The organism is Blautia marasmi (assembly GCF_900258535.1).
In the GTDB taxonomy this organism is placed as follows: domain Bacteria; phylum Bacillota; class Clostridia; order Lachnospirales; family Lachnospiraceae; genus Blautia; species Blautia hominis.
The window spans coordinates 4060414-4079570 of record NZ_OIWX01000001.1 but is presented as its reverse complement, the minus strand read 5'-3'; the positions used below and the strand labels follow the sequence as shown (position 1 = coordinate 4079570).

Annotated in this window: 14 protein-coding genes; 2 read left to right on the top strand and 12 right to left on the bottom strand. The window is 46.8% G+C overall.

Features of this window, described 5'->3' with window-relative positions:
- Positions 1–8: 8 nt before the first annotated feature.
- Together C6P39_RS17690 and C6P39_RS17685 are read right to left on the bottom strand one after the other, a co-directional pair.
- Positions 9–4988, bottom strand: a complete 4980-nt coding sequence (locus C6P39_RS17690) for a diguanylate cyclase domain-containing protein (protein ID WP_104804676.1) — start codon at positions 4986–4988, stop codon at positions 9–11.
- A gap of 54 nt (positions 4989–5042) precedes the next feature.
- Positions 5043–6686, bottom strand: a complete 1644-nt coding sequence (locus C6P39_RS17685) for a sensor domain-containing diguanylate cyclase (RefSeq protein WP_104804675.1) — start codon at positions 6684–6686, stop codon at positions 5043–5045.
- A 294-nt stretch (positions 6687–6980) separates the two neighbouring features.
- Between C6P39_RS17685 and C6P39_RS17680 the strand changes: the two genes are divergently transcribed.
- The gene (locus C6P39_RS17680) at positions 6981–8438 is read left to right on the top strand and encodes a GntR family transcriptional regulator (RefSeq protein WP_104804674.1); all 1458 of its coding nucleotides are present in this window, start codon (positions 6981–6983) and stop codon (positions 8436–8438) included.
- Between the two features lie 226 nt (positions 8439–8664).
- On the opposite strand, the gene C6P39_RS17675 is transcribed toward C6P39_RS17680, so the two are convergent.
- Positions 8665–9465 (bottom strand): MBL fold metallo-hydrolase, encoded by an 801-nt coding sequence (locus tag C6P39_RS17675; protein WP_104804673.1) that lies wholly within the window; start codon positions 9463–9465, stop codon positions 8665–8667.
- Between the two features lie 286 nt (positions 9466–9751).
- Between C6P39_RS17675 and C6P39_RS17670 the strand changes: the two genes are divergently transcribed.
- The gene (locus tag C6P39_RS17670) at positions 9752–10225 is read left to right on the top strand and encodes a DUF1648 domain-containing protein (protein WP_104804672.1); all 474 of its coding nucleotides are present in this window, start codon (positions 9752–9754) and stop codon (positions 10223–10225) included.
- A gap of 124 nt (positions 10226–10349) precedes the next feature.
- Here the strand turns inward: C6P39_RS17670 and C6P39_RS17665 are convergent, their stop codons facing one another.
- The 9 genes from C6P39_RS17665 to C6P39_RS17625 form a co-directional block, all read right to left on the bottom strand.
- On the bottom strand, positions 10350–11957 hold the full coding sequence (locus tag C6P39_RS17665) for a xylulokinase (protein WP_104804671.1): 1608 nt from the start codon (positions 11955–11957) through the stop codon (positions 10350–10352).
- Between the two features lie 98 nt (positions 11958–12055).
- Complete coding sequence (locus C6P39_RS17660; protein ID WP_104804670.1) at positions 12056–12760, bottom strand: L-ribulose-5-phosphate 4-epimerase; 705 nt, start codon at positions 12758–12760, stop codon at positions 12056–12058.
- A 3-nt stretch (positions 12761–12763) separates the two neighbouring features.
- The gene (locus tag C6P39_RS17655; protein ID WP_104804669.1) at positions 12764–14434 is read right to left on the bottom strand and encodes a ribulokinase; all 1671 of its coding nucleotides are present in this window, start codon (positions 14432–14434) and stop codon (positions 12764–12766) included.
- Between the two features lie 14 nt (positions 14435–14448).
- Complete coding sequence (locus tag C6P39_RS17650; RefSeq protein ID WP_104804668.1) at positions 14449–15555, bottom strand: GntR family transcriptional regulator; 1107 nt, start codon at positions 15553–15555, stop codon at positions 14449–14451.
- A gap of 144 nt (positions 15556–15699) precedes the next feature.
- On the bottom strand, positions 15700–16722 hold the full coding sequence (locus tag C6P39_RS17645; protein ID WP_104804667.1) for a DUF7309 domain-containing protein: 1023 nt from the start codon (positions 16720–16722) through the stop codon (positions 15700–15702).
- A 71-nt stretch (positions 16723–16793) separates the two neighbouring features.
- On the bottom strand, positions 16794–17474 hold the full coding sequence (locus tag C6P39_RS17640; protein WP_104804666.1) for a TIGR00266 family protein: 681 nt from the start codon (positions 17472–17474) through the stop codon (positions 16794–16796).
- Entirely contained in the window at positions 17471–17911 is a 441-nt protein-coding gene (locus C6P39_RS17635) for an NUDIX hydrolase (protein WP_104804665.1), read from the bottom strand. Before C6P39_RS17635 ends, C6P39_RS17640 begins: the two co-directional genes overlap by 4 nt.
- Positions 17912–18244: 333 nt before the next feature.
- Complete coding sequence (locus C6P39_RS17630) at positions 18245–18667, bottom strand: GNAT family N-acetyltransferase (protein WP_158661609.1); 423 nt, start codon at positions 18665–18667, stop codon at positions 18245–18247.
- 14 nt (positions 18668–18681) lie between these two features.
- Positions 18682–19152: a GNAT family N-acetyltransferase gene (locus C6P39_RS17625; RefSeq protein ID WP_104804663.1), complete on the bottom strand. Its 471-nt coding sequence runs from the start codon at positions 19150–19152 to the stop codon at positions 18682–18684.
- Positions 19153–19157: the final 5 nt, after the last annotated feature.

Genomic DNA, 19157 nt, shown 5'->3' with positions numbered 1-19157 from the left:
CAAAGTACTTATGTAAAGGAATAATAGTCTTTGTGACTCTTTTTAATCCGGTACATGGCATTATCCGCGCTGGTGACCAGTTCCTCAACCTCACGGCCATCCTTGGGGTATATACTGATCCCAATGCTTACTGTTATCTTCAAGCTAATTCCTGACGAGATCTGAAACGGTCCCCTGGCTTCACGCAGGATCCGTTCACAAATCTGTTCTATCTCTGCTTCCCCTTCAATCCCATCCAGAATCAGTACAAATTCGTCCCCGCCCATACGGGACACTGTATCGCCTTTCCGAACGGAGCTGCGCAGGCGCCTGGCTGCCTCTGTCAATACTGCATCGCCTGTCTCATGTCCGTAAGTATCATTGATTTCTTTAAATCTATCTAAATCCACAAAAAGGACTGCAAGCATCGTCTCATTCCTACCCGCTTCTAAAAGTGCTTTAGATAAAATCTCATCAAATAACCGGCGATTAGGCAGACCTGTCAAATGATCGTGATTTGCCATCTGTGCAAGCTTTTTTTCTGTTTCTTTACGTATCTGGATTTCCTCTTCAAGCGCCCTTGTCCGCTCCTCCACCAGAAAACGTAGATGCTCATACAGATAAGCATTTTCCAGGGAAATGGCCAGTTGGGCCGCAATCGGAATCAAATTATCCTTCCTGCGCTGGTCAAACACTCCTGCAGCCAGATTATTTTCCAGATACAAAATTCCTTTCAGCTCTCCCTTACTAAGGATTGGCATACAAAGGACTGATTTACATTTACTTTCTTTTATATGGGCATCTTTTCCATAAATCCTGGAGGCTGCCGCATCATCCAGAATAACGGTTTCCGATGTTCTTTCTACATACGTTACAATGCTGAAGGGAATATCCCCTGTATCGGCTGTCCGTTTGGAAAGGATGCATGTATCTTTTGGTGCCGTATGCCCCTCCGCCTCTATTTCATACTGTTCACCTATCTTGTTCAAATAGTATATATTCTGCGCTCCGGCACATTCCAGAAGGACATAGATAAGCTTTTCCAGTATCCCCTCCAACTGTAATTCCTCCGAGATAGCTCTGGAAGCCTTCAGCACAGATCTCATATCCAGAGATGTAGTCGTATAAAGGGTACTCTCCGACTGAGTATATGGTCCTGGTCTGTCTGCCTCCCAATGTGTCATCAGCTCAGGATAATGTTTTTTCATGAGACTGCACTTTCCCTCTGCTCCCCAGCAGGCGTAAAGACGGTATGTACCGCGCAAATAATATTCGGCCGCGGTCTTGATGCCCAGTTCCTCATACCGCAGTGCAACCAGATCACTTATAATGGCATGATGAAGACTGCCTGCATGTTTTTTCGCATTCTCCAGGGCGCATTCATAGAGTGACAGAGCCTCTGCCACAAAGCCATCCGCAATCTTCCTCTCTGCCTCAATAGTCAGGTAAAAATGTCCGAAGTTACCGAACGCATCCTTCCTGCGGCCTTCCAGCCATTTCTGATTTTCATACAGGTCCGCTTTTAATTCCTGCCTTATCTGTGGTTGGCCCCCATATTTTTCAGAGGACAAAACCTTGCAGATTGATAATGAATATAAAAAATTATGTAATGCGACCGGATAAAAACCGGTGATATAAGGCATATGCGGCGCACTGTAGCTGCAGATCTCATAAGCTGTCTCGTAGTCCCTGTAAATAACCGCCGTCAAGGCCCGCAGCACATAAAAATAACACATCGCCATATGATTATCAGCAAATTGTTTTGTATGTGTAAGCTCGGAGAAGCCTTCTCCCTCAAAGCTGCCCTCTAGCCCAAGCTCCCCGCGCACACTCCGGCAGAACTGCCGGAAGCTGTAAAATGTACCAAGCGAGTGGTAATTTCCCGTTTTTTCCGCAAAGCTGATGGCAGGCCCCACCTCACTCCAAAGCTCATCTACATGGGATGATGTTTCCATAACCGCGGTCATGGCAGTAAAATATCCATAACAGGCATATTCAAATTCTCCCAACAGGGCATTGCCTTTGATGGATTCCCTGGCGAATGGGATCACATTGGCGATATCCTCAAACCAGTGGCATGTATGAAGAGCAAAAAGGTGATAAATGCTGTAGATCACCTCTCTGTACTGATGCTTTTCTGCCAGATGCATTGCAGTTTTTCCGGCCATATAGGAAGTTCTGTAGTCCCCGCAAAGCGCAGCCAAAGGTACCATCAGATTAGAATATATCTGTAGACCGTAGGGCGTATAACCATAACGGAATATTCGTCGGGCGGCTGTCAAGATGGCCCAGAAGGAATAAAGGGGATTAAAAAATAATGCTGGCGCACACAGGCGGTTCAGCAGCTTGCTGATCACAAACTCCCTGGGATCTTCTGCTTCTTCTTTACTCAATATATGGTCATCCCCAAGCGCCTCCAGCTCCTGATAAAACAACTTTGTCTCACGTTTCAGAGTCTGCCCCATGTTCTCCCCGGTAAAAGTGACTCCAAACTGTTTCAGCAGGCCGATTCCAAGTGCAAAAGCATCCTCATACCTCCCCCTGGTTGAAAGGCTTGTAATATGCAGGCAGCAGCTATCTGCCAGTTCCTCAGGATCATCTGCCATACCGCAAAGTACATCATATATACGGTCACATTCCTTCACATTCACCATATTGCACAGTACCGCATGGTATTCCTTATAAACCTGTATGAGAAAGGAACGGCTCTTGCCGCCTTGGATCTCCGGCTGTGAAAGCAGAATCTCCAGATAACGGGACGCCGTGTCAAAAGCAGACACCAGGCCACAGCGCTTTGCAGCCCGCAGCAATATCTCCTGTATGTGGAACTTCTCACATTCATCTGCCGGTTCCCCAAGCCCTTTGGCGTAGTGGTCCGCTATTTCAAACAGCCGCTCTTCCATATCATCTTCTGCAAGAGCCTTCTGCTCATAATATTTTCCCAATTGATAATGGATACTTGCCCTCTCCTTTTGAGGAATAACCTTATAGAATGCTTCCTGGAACCTGTCGTGGGAAAATTGAAACCGGGACTGGCGTCCTGCCTGCAGGTTTTTCTCTATAGGAACAAGAACTTCAAGATCTACAGCAATAACCAATCTATTAACAACTTCATTCTCCGGCAGACGGCTGATAAATGATAAATCATTCACTGTAAAGTTCTGTCCAATACAGGCGCCAACGGAAAGAAGCGGGAGTGTCTCTTCCGGAATCTGATTCAAATTATCCAACAGAAAGTCCACGACATTTTCCTGCGCCGGGCAATTTCTTATCTTATCTATATCCCAATGAAAGTTCCCAGTCTCCACATCCAGAATTATATATCCCTTTAAGTTACAGAGACGCAGGAACTGTTTGATGTAAAATGGGTTGCCCTTTGTTTTCTTGTAGGTAATTTCCGCCAACTGTAAGACCTTCTCATCACTGGTTTTTAATACATCGCCCACCATCTGGGCTGCACATTCCATATTCAGCCCCTTTAACTCAAGCTGAGTGACTCTTCCTTTTCTCCTGACAATCTTATTGAGGCTATGTATAAGCGGATGCGCTTCACTTACTTCATTATCCCGGTAACAGACAATGATCATCAAATAGCTGATCTTCTCATTCCTGATTATTTCCTCCAGCATCTCCACGGAACCCATATCCGCCAGATGTACATCATCCAAAAATAAAATCAGCGGATGCTCGGATGTTGCGAGAAACGACAGAAATCTTCCCAAAACCGCCTTAAAGCGTACCCGCTCCTCAAGGGGCGTAACTTCAGAAGTGGGCAGACCGCCGAGCAGCAGGGACAGCTCAGCTGCCTTACTGGTCAGAAGGAATGCATCACTGCCCAGAATCGTCGAGAGCCCTTCCTTCCATCTTCTGATCTCCTCCTCCGGTTCTAAAAAAACCATATCACAAAACTGTTTGATCGCTTGAAAAAAAGCGTAATACGGTACATTCCTGTGATACTGGTCAAATTTACCGTGAAGATAAAATCCTCCGGCCATCAGGACCTCCTCCTGGATTTCATTAACCAGCGAGGTCTTGCCGATACCGGAATATCCGCTTATGGAAACAAGGATCTTCGCACCGCCTATAACCTCCTTAAAGTCGCTGTTCAGTTGAGCGTTTTCCTTTTCCCTCCCATAGAGCTGCTGCGAAAATTCAAAGCGCCGGCTGAAATCTCTCTCGCCCAGTGCAAATTTTGTCTCTTTGACACTGCGTTTCAGATCAAAAAGAAGTCCTTCGCAGCTATAATAGCGGTCCTTTGCCATTTTGGAAAGTAGTTTATTAATAATTTCAGCAAGCATGGATGGCGTGTCCGGCCGTAGTGCAAGAATATCCGGAGGTGTCTTAGCAATATGAGAGAATATCATCTCCGTAGGTGTTTCCGCCTCAAATGGGCAATGCCCGGTCACCATCTCATATAATGTGATGCCAAGAGAATAAAAATCAGCCCGGTAATCAAGTGCTGTATTAATCCTGCCAGTCTGTTCCGGTGCAAGATAGGGAAGGGTGCCTTCTATATTATCAGGCCTGATCCCCTCTGACTTTTCATACGAAAAAACAGAGGATATCCCCAGATCCAACAATACCGCACGACCCGACTCTGCTTCGTAAATAACGTTTGACGGGTTTACGTCCTTATGTATGATCCCTGCTTCGTGCAGAGCGCTGAGTCCCTCTATCATCTGGCATGCGATCAGATAGAAGTCCTCCCATTCCATGCCCCCCTGCTTAATCAGCTGCCTCAGCACAATCCCCGGACAGAATTCCTCTTTCAAAAAATAACGTCCGCCCAGCGTTACCTCTCCAAGACCTCTTACAATATGAGGGTTATTCACCATCAGGAGCTTACGGTATTCACGTTTCAATTTTTCAGCAGCCTCAGGAGTCATGGTATCCTGACCGCCAGTTTTTAAGATCACTAATTGCCCTGTATCACATTCCCGTCCACAGAAGATTTTGCTGTACGGCGAAGCATAAATTATTTCCATATTCTCATACTGCTTATCCTGCATTATTTCTCCTCCAAACGTTAAAACCGTGATATACTATTTCTTATTCATTGCAAATTAAAAACGTTGAATTACATATCCACATTTACCATTGTTTTTTGCTTCATACATAGCTGCATCCGCCATCCCCATTAGCTGATCAGCTGTTATACGTTCTGCATAGTATCCATTAAAATCCACGATAACCGCACCGATAGAACAAGCTACATGCAGGCTTTCACTGCTGCCACGAAGGACAAACCTGCTGTGGGCAGGATCATTGACCCAGTCCAGGCAATTCTCTAAGGCCTCCAGACTTCCCTGCTCCTCTACAATGGACAGAAACTCATCGCCGCCCACCCGTCCAACGATCCCACCCGTCTCGCGCACAAGCAGGGACGCGATGAACAGCAATGCCTGGTCTCCTACGCCATGTCCGTAATTTGTATTAAACGCCTTGAAGTCGTCCACATCCACAAACAGCACGGCCATAGGCGTGCCGTCCGACTGGTGATGGTCTATTGCATTAGAAAGATACTTGCGAATATTTTCAGTATTATATACCTGGGTCAGAGCATCCTTTTGCGCCAAATCCTGCAAAAGCCGTTCCCGTTTGTCTTTATATCGGTTTTCTGTTTCAATAAAAGTGAGCAAGCTGTTGATTTCCTCAGACAGCGTGCCCAGCTCGTCTTTTCTGATCGCCTCTATACGAAGAGTATAATCCTGATTCTGCTGAATCCTGTTCAGTGTGTCGGATATTTGATGGATAGGCTGAACGATACGCCTGGATGCAAAACGTCCCAACAGTGCCGTCAATACGGCGCACAATAGCACAAGAAAACCAAGCAGAAGTAATGAAATTTGTCCCTGGTTTAGAAAACGATCCATATTTACTGACAGCATGATACGCCAGTCAGTATACTCCACATTGGAATAATAAGTAATGTAGCTGTTCCCGTCGACCTGATAGATAAAACTTCCCTGCGGATGTGCGGCAAAGTCAATGGCATTATATTTTTCCTGATAATCCTTCCGCTCTGCGTAGGTCGTCACAAAAGATTCACGTTTGTGCTCCTGTGTACCGGCGCTAATAATGTTCTGGCCTCCATCTAAAAGATAGAAAGTGGATTCATTCCAGAGCTTTGCCCGTTTACGAATATTATCGTAAAAGTCCAGATTGATTTCAGACAGGGCATAGCCCAAAACCCGGTCGTTATCCGTAATTTCCGCAATTGCTACGACTGACTGTACTTCCTGACCATTATTCCGGTATCTCAAAGCATCGGAAATGTAAAAAGAATTGCCCTTCATCCGCTTGATCAATGCGTCTAATCCCGTATTATCATAGACTACTGAACTTTCATTGCTGGAGGCAATAATGCAATCGTTGGTATCTAACAGCACAACACTTTTCAAATATTGAGTAGCCAGCACCCGGGAGTAGAGAATATTATCGAGATATTTGACGGTATCCTCATCCAATTCTCCACGCAGAGCGGCCTGGGATACATCCATACTGCCCAAAATATCCAGATTGTTTCTCTGCTGCTCACAAAAATCAACCATTTCAGCAAGCTGGGAGTTTGCCACGGCTTCAAGGCTTTCCTGGACCACTTTTTTCAATTCGGTATTATATGTAAATGTAAGCAGCAAACTGAATATCAGAAAAGGAACAACACTCAAAACAATGACCAGTCGATACATGGATTTCCGTATATTCATTTATAAACTCTCCTCAAAATGTAGAATTGTGTTAAATTTCCCTTTTTAGTAAGCCGCTCCCATTACTACAAAACAATAAACTGTATTTAACAACTGATTAAAGTAAAACACATCTTTATCTTTTTAGCTATAAGTAAAGTTTAGCATATAGACGTTGGGAAATCAAGTTGAAGCGAGATGAAAGAGCTGATATAATTAAGTCAATTAGAAAAGTGGCATGTTAACGAAAAATCTTTGCATTCTTTCGCTGCTTATCAATAAGGAGAACGTTTCCAAGAAAGGAGATCTTTACTGGTGAATCAAAATCAACAACTATATCACCATTTATATCAGACGATCACCTCACAGATATTTAACGGCACTTTTATTCATGGGCAGGATTTCCCGTCTCAGCGCGAAATTTGCCTGCGATACAACGTGGGAATCACTACGGTTCGTAAAGTGATGAAACTGCTTGCTGAAGAAGGGTATATCCACACAGCACAGGGCCAGCCGTCTGTTGTGGCTTATTGTACATCTAAGGAAACCCTTGCCGCGTATCTGGCTCAGAGCCGGGATGAAATTGCTGATGCATACAGGGGATTGGGATTATTGATGCCGATTCTTTATCTGGAGGGTGCTAAACGGTGTAATGAATCAGATTTGCTTTCATTTAAAGAAATTTTAAGCAATATGTCAGAGCAAGTGGAACTGCAGGATCACTATCAACTGGCCAATGACTTTTTTACAATGATACTCAGACCATTAAAAAATAAGTTGATCATTGATCTGGAGTTGGACAGTGAAAACTATCTTCACGTTCCCTATATTCCACTTCCCGGGATAGACGATCCTTTTGCTACAACTGTTTCGAGAACACAAACATGGTTCAAGCATGCAATATCACAAATTGAGCAGAAACAGTTTGATGATTTCTGTGTCGGCACGTCAAAATTATACAGTGCTTCCAGGGAAAGGGTTGACAGTTACTTATCTACTTTGTGCAAATATACTGGGGAAAATCAAAAAAAGAAAGAAGAGATCCGTTGGTTCCGGATAAAAGATCATTCCGAGTTATATGCTCGGCTGGCGATGACTATCGTGCGCAGGATTATTGCCGGAGAGTTTGACAGCCAACCGTATTTACCCTCTATTCCAAAACTGATGCAAGCATATGGTGTAACAAAAAATACAGCAAGACGGGCGGTTAACCTGCTCAATTCTCTGGGGATTGCACAGACAATTGATAAAAAGGGCAGTGTGATCACACCGGAAGGAGAAACCGGATTTAAAAGTGAACTCAATTTGGCGGAGCCGACCATACAAGAACGGATATCATTTTTCCTGGAGGCGCTTCAAATTGTAGCTCTCACTGCACGCAGTTGTACAGCTTCAATTTCTTTTATCCCAGACAACCTGGGCCGTTCTATGGAAAGCAAGCTTCGCGCAACATTGAATAACAGAATGAGCCCCTTATCTTTTCAGCTGCTTATGAACGCTTACATCCAGCTCCTACCTCAACACTCACTGAAAAACATATTTCGGCAGTTAGACGACCTGCTGATATGGGGACACTATCTGCAGGCAATTGACAAGTCGTTTTATCCGGACTACAGTGAATTGGCCCTCTCAATGGACACCGTTGTCACTGCCTTAAAAAACAAAAGCATTGAGGCTTTGCCGGATGCTTTTAGTCATGCGTTTTCGCTGGTCTATCAAAATGTTTGTGAGGTACTTTCAAAATCCTCCATTAGTTCTGCATTTAATACATGAAAGTAAATCACTCACTTTGAACCAGTTCCTGCTTCATGTACAGTATGCCTGTGAGAACATGATACTGCTCTCCTACCTAACCCGGTACAAAACGGGCTCTAATGCTTTTTGTATTGACACCATCGGCAGCAGCAGAACTCCGTCCCCATCACCAGGTCTTCCGAATGTATTATCCATCTTTGCACTGCGGGTACATTATGAAATTGCGCACCATCGGGATCATCTTTTACAGCTCAAAGCATTCCAGATCATCCGGTACAAAAAGATTTCCGCTGTAGTATCCTTTGCCTTCCTCTGTATAAAGGCGTTTTCTCTCCTCCAGGTTTTTGTCCTCTGTATGATACAGGATAAGATTTGATACACCCAGTTCTTCCGCCATCATACAGGCATCCTTTACGGTACTGTGGTGCTTTTCATATGGTTTAAATGTCTCTCTCTGGGAATAGAGGCAAAAAGCTTCATGCATCAGCCAGTCACTGCCCTTTATAAACCCTTCATCTTTTGCATTATACGGCTCATCTCCCGCACAGGTCAGTCTGACCCCCTCTTTTGTTTTCAGAGAGAAGCCAAACTGCTTTGCTTTTGTGGAAAATATATCAAAAAATATTGTCTCGCAGCCCAGAATCTCTGCTCGGCTTCCATGTTCCACTGTGATGAAACGGATGCGTTCCCCCAAGTGTTTTGTCACCTTCTTCTGTATGGTCAGTGTAGTGATCGTAGTTAATATATTTTTCAGTTCTTCATGGCAGTAGATCCGCAGCTCACCCCGGTACTTTCCCTGCTCTATTGCAGTGCCGATCATGCGTATCATCCAGACAACACCCAGGAGATGGTCCACATGTTCATGGGTCACAAATATATCATGGATATCCAGTATAGGGATCTCCGCCTCATTGAGCCTTCCCAGGATTCCGTTTCCACCACCCGCATCTACCAGAAAATGCCGGTTTCCCTCTGTCAATGCAAAACAGGTATTGTAACATTTTGTCACCGCAGCGTTACCGGTGCCAAGTATCGTAAGTTTCATAGATATCCTCCTTTAGCAGATAACCTTCTGCCCCATGTTCTCTTTCAGCCGGTATAATAAATACACAAACCTTTTGAATCGTCCCATAAAGTATCATAGACAGTTTTGTACTGAAAATCAATTTCTTTCTTTGTTTTTTTCTTCTGATCTTTATTTTCTGTCTTTTATGCCGCCCTTCTTGACTTTTGGTCCTCTATTGACTATATTGGCTGTAACGAAGGATTTCCGGCAGCCATGCGGACGGTCTGCACACTTACCTAGCTGCCTGTAAGAAAGGGGATGCCTTATGAAGATCAAATTACCTGTTACACTTTACCAGCGCATTCTTAGTATCCTGTCTTTTCTGCTGCTGATCGGGCAGCTGCTGTGTCTTATTTTACGCTGGAACTCTCTGCCCGATGAAATCCCCACCCACTTTGGGCTGAATGGACAGGCGGACGCCTACGGCCCCAAAGGATCACTGGTCATACTGCCGGTTATCACTATTCTTATCTATCTGTTGATGATATTTGTAGAGAAATTTCCTGAACTTTGGAATGTACCCGGCCATGTAACACCCCAAAACATAGGCTGGATCTATGGAAATATGAAAAGTATGCTTGTCACCCTGCGTTTTGCCGTCACCTTTATATTCTTTTATATAAATTACTGTTCCGTATTCTGCCTGGATCTGGGGGCATGGTTCACACCTGTCTTTCTTCTCCTAACCGCAGGACCTATGGTCTTCTTTATCTGGAGAGCTGTGCATTTTAATAAATGAGATAAAAGAGACACGCAGCCACATGAATTTTCCCTCACCTTATTGGGGGCACTTCACATTTTACTTGGCTGTGTGTCTCTTTTATAATTCGCCATAACAGAAAACCCGGGATGCGCAGTTTCTATTATTTCATATTATCAACGGCTGCACGTTCAATGGCCAGGCCTTCTTTGTATCTCCTGATAAATTTGTCATATCCTGCCACATCTGCCGGATCGGGAGCCATCTCACTGCCGGTTTCGCCTGCAAATACTTTATTGGTCAGATAATCATCCAGCGTTTCCTTCTCATCTTTGTTCACCATGTAGGATGCCAGCAGGGCAATTCCCCAGGCTCCGCCTTCTCCCGCGGTCTCCATAACAGACACCGGCACGTCAATGGCACCTGCCATGATTTTCTGACCCACACCTTTTGTCTTAAAGAGGCCGCCGTGACCCAGAATCTTGTCCAGCTTCACACCCTCATCCTTTAAAAGAATATCAAGACCGGTCTTCAAGGCACCCAGTGCTGTGAACAGGTGTACCCGCATGAAATTCGCCAGATTAAATCTGCTCTCCGGCATACGTGCAAACAGAGGGCGTCCCTCCTCAAACCCGGTAATATGCTCTCCCGAGAAATAGTTGTACGCCAGCAGGCCCCCGCAGTCCTCATCACCCTCAAGCGCTTTGTTGTACAGGGTCCCAAACAGTTTATTCATATCCACTTCCACGCCGAATGCCTCTGCAAATTCTTTGAACAGGGATACCCATGCGTTCAGATCAGATGTACAGTTGTTGCAGTGCACCATTGCCACCAGGTTTCCCGTGGGTGTTGTGACCATATCAATCTCTTTATATACTCTGGAAAGCTCTTTCTCCAAAACCACCATGGCAAATACGGAAGTTCCGGCAGAGACATTGCCTGTACGTCTTGCAATACTGTTGGTTGCAGTCATGCCTGTGCCTGCGTCCCCCTCCGGCGGGCATACGGGAATGCCTGCCTGCAGGTTTCCGCTTACATCCAGAAGTTTTACGCCTTCCTCTGTCAAGACGCCTGCATCCTCACCGGCGCTCAGGACTTTTGGCAGAATCTCTCCCAGTTTCCAGGAATACTTTTTGTCGGCCACAAGTTCATCAAACTGCTCTATCATGCGGGCATTGTAGTCTCCTGTGTTCATATCAATAGGGAACATACCGGATGCTTCGCCCACGCCCAGAACCTTCTGCCCGGTCAGTTTCCAGTGGATATATCCCGCCAGTGTTGTCTGGAATTTAATTTTTGAAACATGCTCCTCATGATTCAGGATTGCCTGATACAGGTGGGCAATGCTCCATCTCTGAGGGATATTAAACCGGAACACTTCTGTCAGTTTGTCAGAAGCCTCCTCCGTCATGGTATTTCTCCAGGTGCGGAAGGGTACCAGCAGTTCCTCCTTTTCATCGAATACCATATAGCCGTGCATCATGGCACTGAATCCCACTGCCCCCAGTTTTGTGATGACTGCACCGTATTTTTCTTTTACATCCTCTGCCATCTTCGCATAGCTGTCCTGCAGTCCCGTCCAGATATCCTCCAGGGAGTATGTCCAGATATTATGTTCCAGACGGTTTTCCCAGTCGTGGCTGCCGGACGCGATGGGGGCGTTATCTTCCCCAATGAGCACTGCTTTGATACGGGTGGAGCCGAATTCGATACCCAGCACTGCCTTTCCGCCTTCAATCACATTTTTTATCTTTTCCAAATCTAAACCCATGAAATCTTACCTCCGTGATTTTTATTCCCGCGGGCAACGAGCCAAAGTCAAGCTTGCTTGGCCTTGGCGACTGCCGCGAGGGTCAAATCCCCCGCATCTTACTGCGGGGTATTTGACTTCTGTCCGTAGTAGGCATCTGCCCCGTGTTTTCTGTAATAATGTTTGTCCTGCAGTTCCTGGGGAGCCGGCTTTACCTGCGGGTTGATGGTCTCACACCGCGCTGCCATCTTGGCAACTTCCTCCAGGACCACTGCATTGTGGACTGCTTCGTGTCCATCCCTGCCCCAGGTAAATGGTCCGTGGTTCTTGCAGAGGACTGCCGGAACCGCCTCATAGTCATTCTCCTTAAAATATTCCGCAATGAGAAGGCCTGTATTCTTCTCATATGCGCCGTCTATCTCCTCTTTTGTCAGACATCTGACACAAGGGATTTCTCCGTACATATAGTCCGCGTGGGTGGTACCGTAGCAGGGAATGCCCCTTCCGGCCTGTGCCCAGCTTGTGGCCCACGGGGAATGTGTATGTACGATACCGCCGATGTTTGGAAATGCTTTGTAAAGCTCAAGATGTGTGGGCGTATCGGAGGATGGATTGTATTTCCCCTCGATCTTATTTCCGTCCAGGTCCATGATGACCATATCTTCCGGGGTCAGCTTGTCGTAGTCAACGCCGCTGGGTTTGATGGCAAAATAGCCTGTCTCCCGGTCAATCTGGCTTACATTTCCCCAGGTGAAGGTTACCAGTCCGTACTTTGGCAGCAGCATATTTGCTTCGTATACCGCTTTTTTCAGTTCTTCCAACATGATTTATCTCCTCGCTTCTGCTTTTATTTTTTTCAGTCTCTTCATAACATCATTGCCGCCCCGCCCGAAGTAGTCGTGCAGGGTTTTAAATTCCTGATACAGCCTGTCATAGACCGCTGTATGCTCGGGGTTTGGTCTGTAGGTCCTCTCCTCCACCCGTCCCATGGCTTTTGCCGCCTCAAAAATCGTGTCATATCCGCCGTTTTTCTTCCCTGCCGCCACAGCGCCGAACATGGCGGAACCAAGTGCAGGGGACTGGTCCGAGGCACCGATGAAGATCTCACGGTTTGTCACATCTGCATAAATCTGCATCATCATGGCATTTTTCTTGGAAATGCCTCCGCAGGCGTAAAGCTCCTTAACCGGTACTCCTGCCTGTTCAAAGTTGTCAATGATCGTACGCATTCCGTAAGCTGTGGCCTCGATCAAAGCCCTGTAGATCTCCTCCGGTTTGGTGGTCAGTGTCAGGCCCAGTATCATCCCTGTCAAATCCGCATCCACCAGCACAGAACGGTTTCCGTTCCACCAGTCCAGGGCAAGGAGTCCGCTCTCCCCTATTTTCAAGCGGGATGCCTTCCCGGTTAGAAACTCATGGATTGATATGTTCTGCCTGTCTGCCTCCTGATAATAGGATGCGGGCACACAGTTCTTTACAAACCATTCAAAGTGGTCGCCCACACAGGGCTGTCCCGCTTCATATCCATAGAGCCCCGGAAGGACTCCATCCTCCACCACGCCGCAGATGCCGGGAACCATCTTCTCCTCCCTGCTGCACATAATGCCGCAGGTGGAGGTTCCCATGATCATCAAGAGCTTGTTTGGCTCTGTGATCCCCACCGCGGGAAGGGATACGTGGGCATCCACATTGGCCACTCCAACTGCCATGCCCGCACGCAGCCCCAGTCGGTCTGCCGCCTCATTGGTCAGTTCCCCGGCTTTTGCCCCCTGAGGACAGACTTCTCTGCCAAGTTTTTCCTCTGCCACATGTTCCAGGCGTGTATCAAGAGCTTTGAAAAAATCAGAGGACGGGTAACCTTCCCTCTTATTCCAAAAAGCCTTATATCCGGCCGCACATCCGCTGCGCTTCTCCTGCCCCGTCAGCTTAAAGATAACCCAGTCCGCAGCCTCCACAAACCGGTCTGCCTGTTCATAGACTTCAGGAGCCTCTTTCAGGATCTCCATCAGCTTTGGAATCATCCATTCGGAAGAAACCCTCCCGCCGTATCTTGAGAGGAATGCCTCCCCCCGCTCCTTTGCAGCCCTGGTACAGATATTGGCCTCTTCCTGGGCCGCATGGTGTTTCCACAGCTTCAGCCATGCATGGGGAACATGTTCCCACTCCTCCCGCAGACAGAGAGGAGTCCCTTCCCTGTCCACCGGCATTACCGTGCATGCCGTAAAATCAATGGACAGGCCTATGATATCCTCAGGATCCACACCGCTGTCCCTCAGAACGGCAGGTATGGTAACGTCCAGCACCTCCAGATAATCCAATGGGTGTTCCAGCGCCCAATCCGGGGGCAGTCTGGTTCCGTCCGGCAGGTATTCCTCCATCACTCCGTGGGTGTAGGGTTTAGTGCTCTGGGCAGCTGCCGTTCCGTCAGACACATCCACCAGGACTGCCCGGCCGGACTGGGTGCCGTAATCCACACCGATTGCATATTTTTTCTTCATCTGCCTTAAATCTCCTATCCGTTCTCCGTATTTCTATTTTTGGTGGATCCCCGCACAACCAGTTCCGGCTGGATCAGGCGGGAAATCCGGCTCTTCTCCTCCGGTACTTTACGGATTTTTTCCAAAAGCAGTTCAGCGGCCATCTCACCCAGTTTTTCCTGGGGATGGGCAATGGTTGTCAGCCCCACGGTCCCCTCCGCGATGACCGAGTTGTCATACCCCGTCACGGAAATATCTTCCGGCACTCTCTTTCCGTTTTTCTGCAGAGAGCGGATGACCTCCAGTGCGATCTGGTCGTTGTAGCATACAACTGCATCCATCTCCACCTGCTGCTGCAGCAGAAGATCTATCATCTGCGCCGGTTTCATCTTACGGTCCTCCGTGTGAAACCAAACCACCATATCCGGATCATAGGAAAATCCGGCCTCCTGGAGTGCTTTCACATATCCCTTGTGCCGCTCTCTTCCCTGAAAATCATCCGCCTTGAAAATCCCCAGTATTTTGCTGTGCCCGCTGTCTAGCAGATGCTTTGTGACAAGGTAGCCGCCTTTGCAGTCATCCATAAGAATATGGGGCTTCTCCATCATCTGAGGATATACTCCCTGGATAAATACATAGGGGATCTCATACTGGTCCAACATTGCATACAAGTTTGTATGCCTGCAGAAAATCTGGCTTTTACTTGGTTCGATGATCAGGCCCTCTATGTCCTTAGTCAGGATATCCTCCAGGACCCGTTCCTCTTTTGTCCGGCTGTTGGCCGTATTTTTCAGGATAATGCTGTATCCGTTGGCTGTCATCACCTTATCCATGCCCTGGATCAGGCGTGGAAAAATATAGTCGGATATGTAGGTTGTCACAACTGCGATATTCCTTGAATTTTTCATGTGCCCCATGCGCTGGGAACAAAAGGTTCCGCGGCCGTGTTCCGCTTCAATATACCCTTCATTAATGAGAATCGACAGGGCTTTGCGCACCGTATGGCGGCTGATCTGATAGCGGGCAGACAGTTCGTTTTCCGAGGGCAGCTTTTCTCCCGGCTTGATCTCTCCGCTCAGGATCGACTGCTTCAGTTCCTCCATGAGCACATAATATTTTGTCTTTCCGTTTTCGTTTGTCATATGCCCCTCCTTATGGTTCTTATTTTACAACTTGTATGGTTCTCTTCACAAGTTGTTTCCGAATAAAGAGTACGATTATTCGGTCGTCTGCCGTAAATTGGCAATAGAAAAGAGCCCGGCTTAACCGGACTCTGCCTTATCTTGCTAAAAATTTTCAAACATATGCTCTCTGATTTCAGAGATGATCTGATCCATCTCTTCCAATTCATCTTTTTCAAGCTGGATGCCGCACTCCTCGCAGATGTCCTGAAGGGCTGCAAAAACCCACGGATTTCTGGCTTTGAGGCGCAGCATCCTTCCGTTTTTCTGCAGATAATCCACAAAAAAATCCAGCACTACATCAATTTCCGAATCCTCCGGATTCACCATCTTCATGTCCAGGACCATACCTGACGCGTGGTCCAGGGTCACAAACAGAAGGGGGCTGATGGGACGTTCATATTCTTCCAGCTCGATGCTGGCATGGACATAGGCAAAATCCACAGATATCTCTGTTCCCACTTTCGGCCTTTTTTTCAGACGCCTTTTCAGCACCTCATCCTGCAGCACAATAAGCGGATATTCCCGTTCCACCATGGGAATAGACTCTGCAAACATATTCCACAGCCCTGTCTTTTCATTGTAAGCTCTCCAGAGTATCTCACCCTTATCCCAGTCCACAAAAATCCGCTCCTCTATCACAGCCCTGACTGCCATGAACAGATTCTGGAACGTCTCTGTGAGCACTTCCACCTCCCGCGCATCCGGTGTACAGGGTACGAATCTGGGCATACAGGACTGGTAAAAAGGCCATTCGCCCCGGCCTCTGAACTTATATCCCAATTCCTTTATGATTTTTTTCTGGTCCGGCGGAACCTCTTCCCGGTCTCCAAAATAACAGGTAAGAGAACTTTGCTCCAGCATTGCATAATCGGGAGGAATTCCCGTTTCCTCGGTGGAGGCAATCATATCAAAGTCCCTCAGACCTTCCAGCCCTTCATAGACACTGATCCCATAACAGTTTCCGCCGCATCCCATAATGCTGGCGAAAACAGGTTCCTCACTGTCTTTTAAAAAGATAGCTATGAGCTGGGTATCCCAAAAATATTTCCATGGCTCCAGAGCCTTCAGATTACAGGTGACTTCATATAATTTCTCCCACTGTTTAGACGATGCCTCTTCTCTCATTCACAATCCTCCTCTTAACCTTTTGGCTGTCTTCCCGGTCAGACCCGCAGCCGCATCTCACTTACAGGAAATCAGTCATGGGATGGTATGTACTGGCGGATCCTGCCGCAGAATTCCCCGAAGTTCTGGGTCTGCAGAATTACTTTTCCCGGTCCGGTAAGTTTTGTGAGGAACAGGCCCTCACCGCCCAGAAAAATATTCATACCGCCTTTTACCATCTCAATTTCATACTGCACGCTGCCCTCAAAGGCCACCACATTTCCGGTATCCACTTTGATCACTTCACCCGGCAGAAGTTCTTTCTCCACTTTATTGCCGTCCACTTCCAGAAAGACCATGCCATTGCCCTGCATTTCCTGAAGGATGAACCCCTCACCCCCAAAGAAACCGGAAGATACTTTTTTTGTAAATGCCACTTTAGTCTCCACTGCACTTTCCGCACAGAGGAAAGACCCCTTCTGGCAGTAAAAGCCTCTGTACGCCCTTAAGTCAACCGGAACGATCTCCCCGGGAACCGTGGAGGAAAACGCGATCATAGCCCCATCCATTTCGGCCTGATAGCTTGTCATAAAAAAAGATTCCCCGGAAAACATACGGCCTAAGCCCCGCATAAGGCCGCCTCTCGCATTGGTGCTCATGCTGATACCGTCACTCATCCAGCACATTCCCCCGGTCTGTGTATAGATACTTTCCCCTCTGTTCAGCAGCATTTCCACCGCCGGCATAACAGTGCCTTCCAGTTTGTATCTCATAATACATGCTCCTCCTTTTCTTTCATTACTCTATCCACCAGTATTGGCTGTATCTCCGGATAAGTCAAAGCCTCCGGCAGCTGGTCAAAAAACTCAATTTTTTCTATTTCACTTTCCATTCTGCCAAAGGAAGTGATCTCCGCATAAAAAAGCATTCCGTAAGTCTCCTCCCCGGTATCATTGACCCGGTTTTTGCCGATAACGGAATAGACGGATACAGGCTTCAGTGTAAATGCCATTGCCCCCGTCTCCTCTTGCAATTCTCTTGCCGCTGTTTCCTCAATACTCTCCCCGGCCTCCCTGTGGCCCCCGGGAATCTCATAGGTATCCCGTTCCCTGTGCCTGACCAGAACCATTTTTTCTCCCGCCATTGCCAGGATCACGGCAAATTTCAAAAGATGGTCCTCGGCCTGCCTGTAGAATTTTACTTCCAACATAAAACCCTCTCCTCTGCCGCTCAGATCTTATGTAACAGTTCAGACAAGCTGAACTGTTACACATCCAGCCATTAAAAATCGCTTCGCGATGAGCTGGATGCCTGCTGGCACTACTTTTTCATACGGTCAGCGCAGTAAATGCGCAGACCTGTCTAAACTGTTACGATCTTATACCATAATACATGATCATCCATATAAAATCCATTGCCGATATCATTTTTTTCTTCTCTCAGTAACTGAAATGTTACTGTACACTCCGTGTCCAGTAACACGCTTCGCGATGCACAGATATGGAGCATTCTGCCCCATATCGCGCTGGCTGCCTCGGGATTTTCATGCTTTCGGCATGAAAACGCCTCCCGGTACAGTGGCCTGTGTACAGTAACACTGAAATCCCATATGCCTGTAAATTTCAACTACAGGATTATTTTTATTCACATTCAAAAATATAGACTGAAATCCCATCTCCAATGCCTTTTCTCTCACAAAATCAAACATAAGACTTGCATACCCTCTGCCTCTTGTGCTGCTTGTCAGATAAAATTTACTCAGATACAGCATTCCTTCCCTGGGATAAAAGGCCAAAAACCCCACATCCCCTGACGCATCCTTTACTATATAATAGGTATATCCGTTATTAAGCTGCTCTATTATAGCAGGAACGGTCTGAAATAACCGTATCATATAGTCATTCTGTGCGGCTCCGATCATGGGGTCGAAGACTTCCTTTACAATGGAGGACGCCAAATATGACAATTCCTCCAGCCGTCTTACATCCTGCCCGGATATCTGTTCAAATCCAGTTTCCTGTATTCTGTGTATCTCATAATGTATTCTATTTCTCCGGTTGCCGAATCTGTCTCTGAACTTTGTATGGCAAAACCGGATTTTTTATAAAAGCGGACGGCATTTACATTTTTTGCATATACTCTGAGGGACAGATCACGGTAACGTCTGCAGGCCTCTTTTAAAAGCGCTGTACCGATACCCCGTCCCTGATCTTCTGTCCGTACAAAAAGTCCGGCAATATAATGATCCTGTATCCCTATAAAGCCTCGTGTCTTATGCTCCGCCTTACAGACAAGGATCTCTGCCCCCGGAAGTTCCTGCCTGACATATTCGTAATTGCCCTCCCAATAAGAAGAGGGAATAAAGCTGTGTGCCTGACAGTTGGCTTCCAGCCAGATTTTCATTACATCCTCTATATCACCGGAAGTAAATTCTCTGATTTCATATTTCATATGGT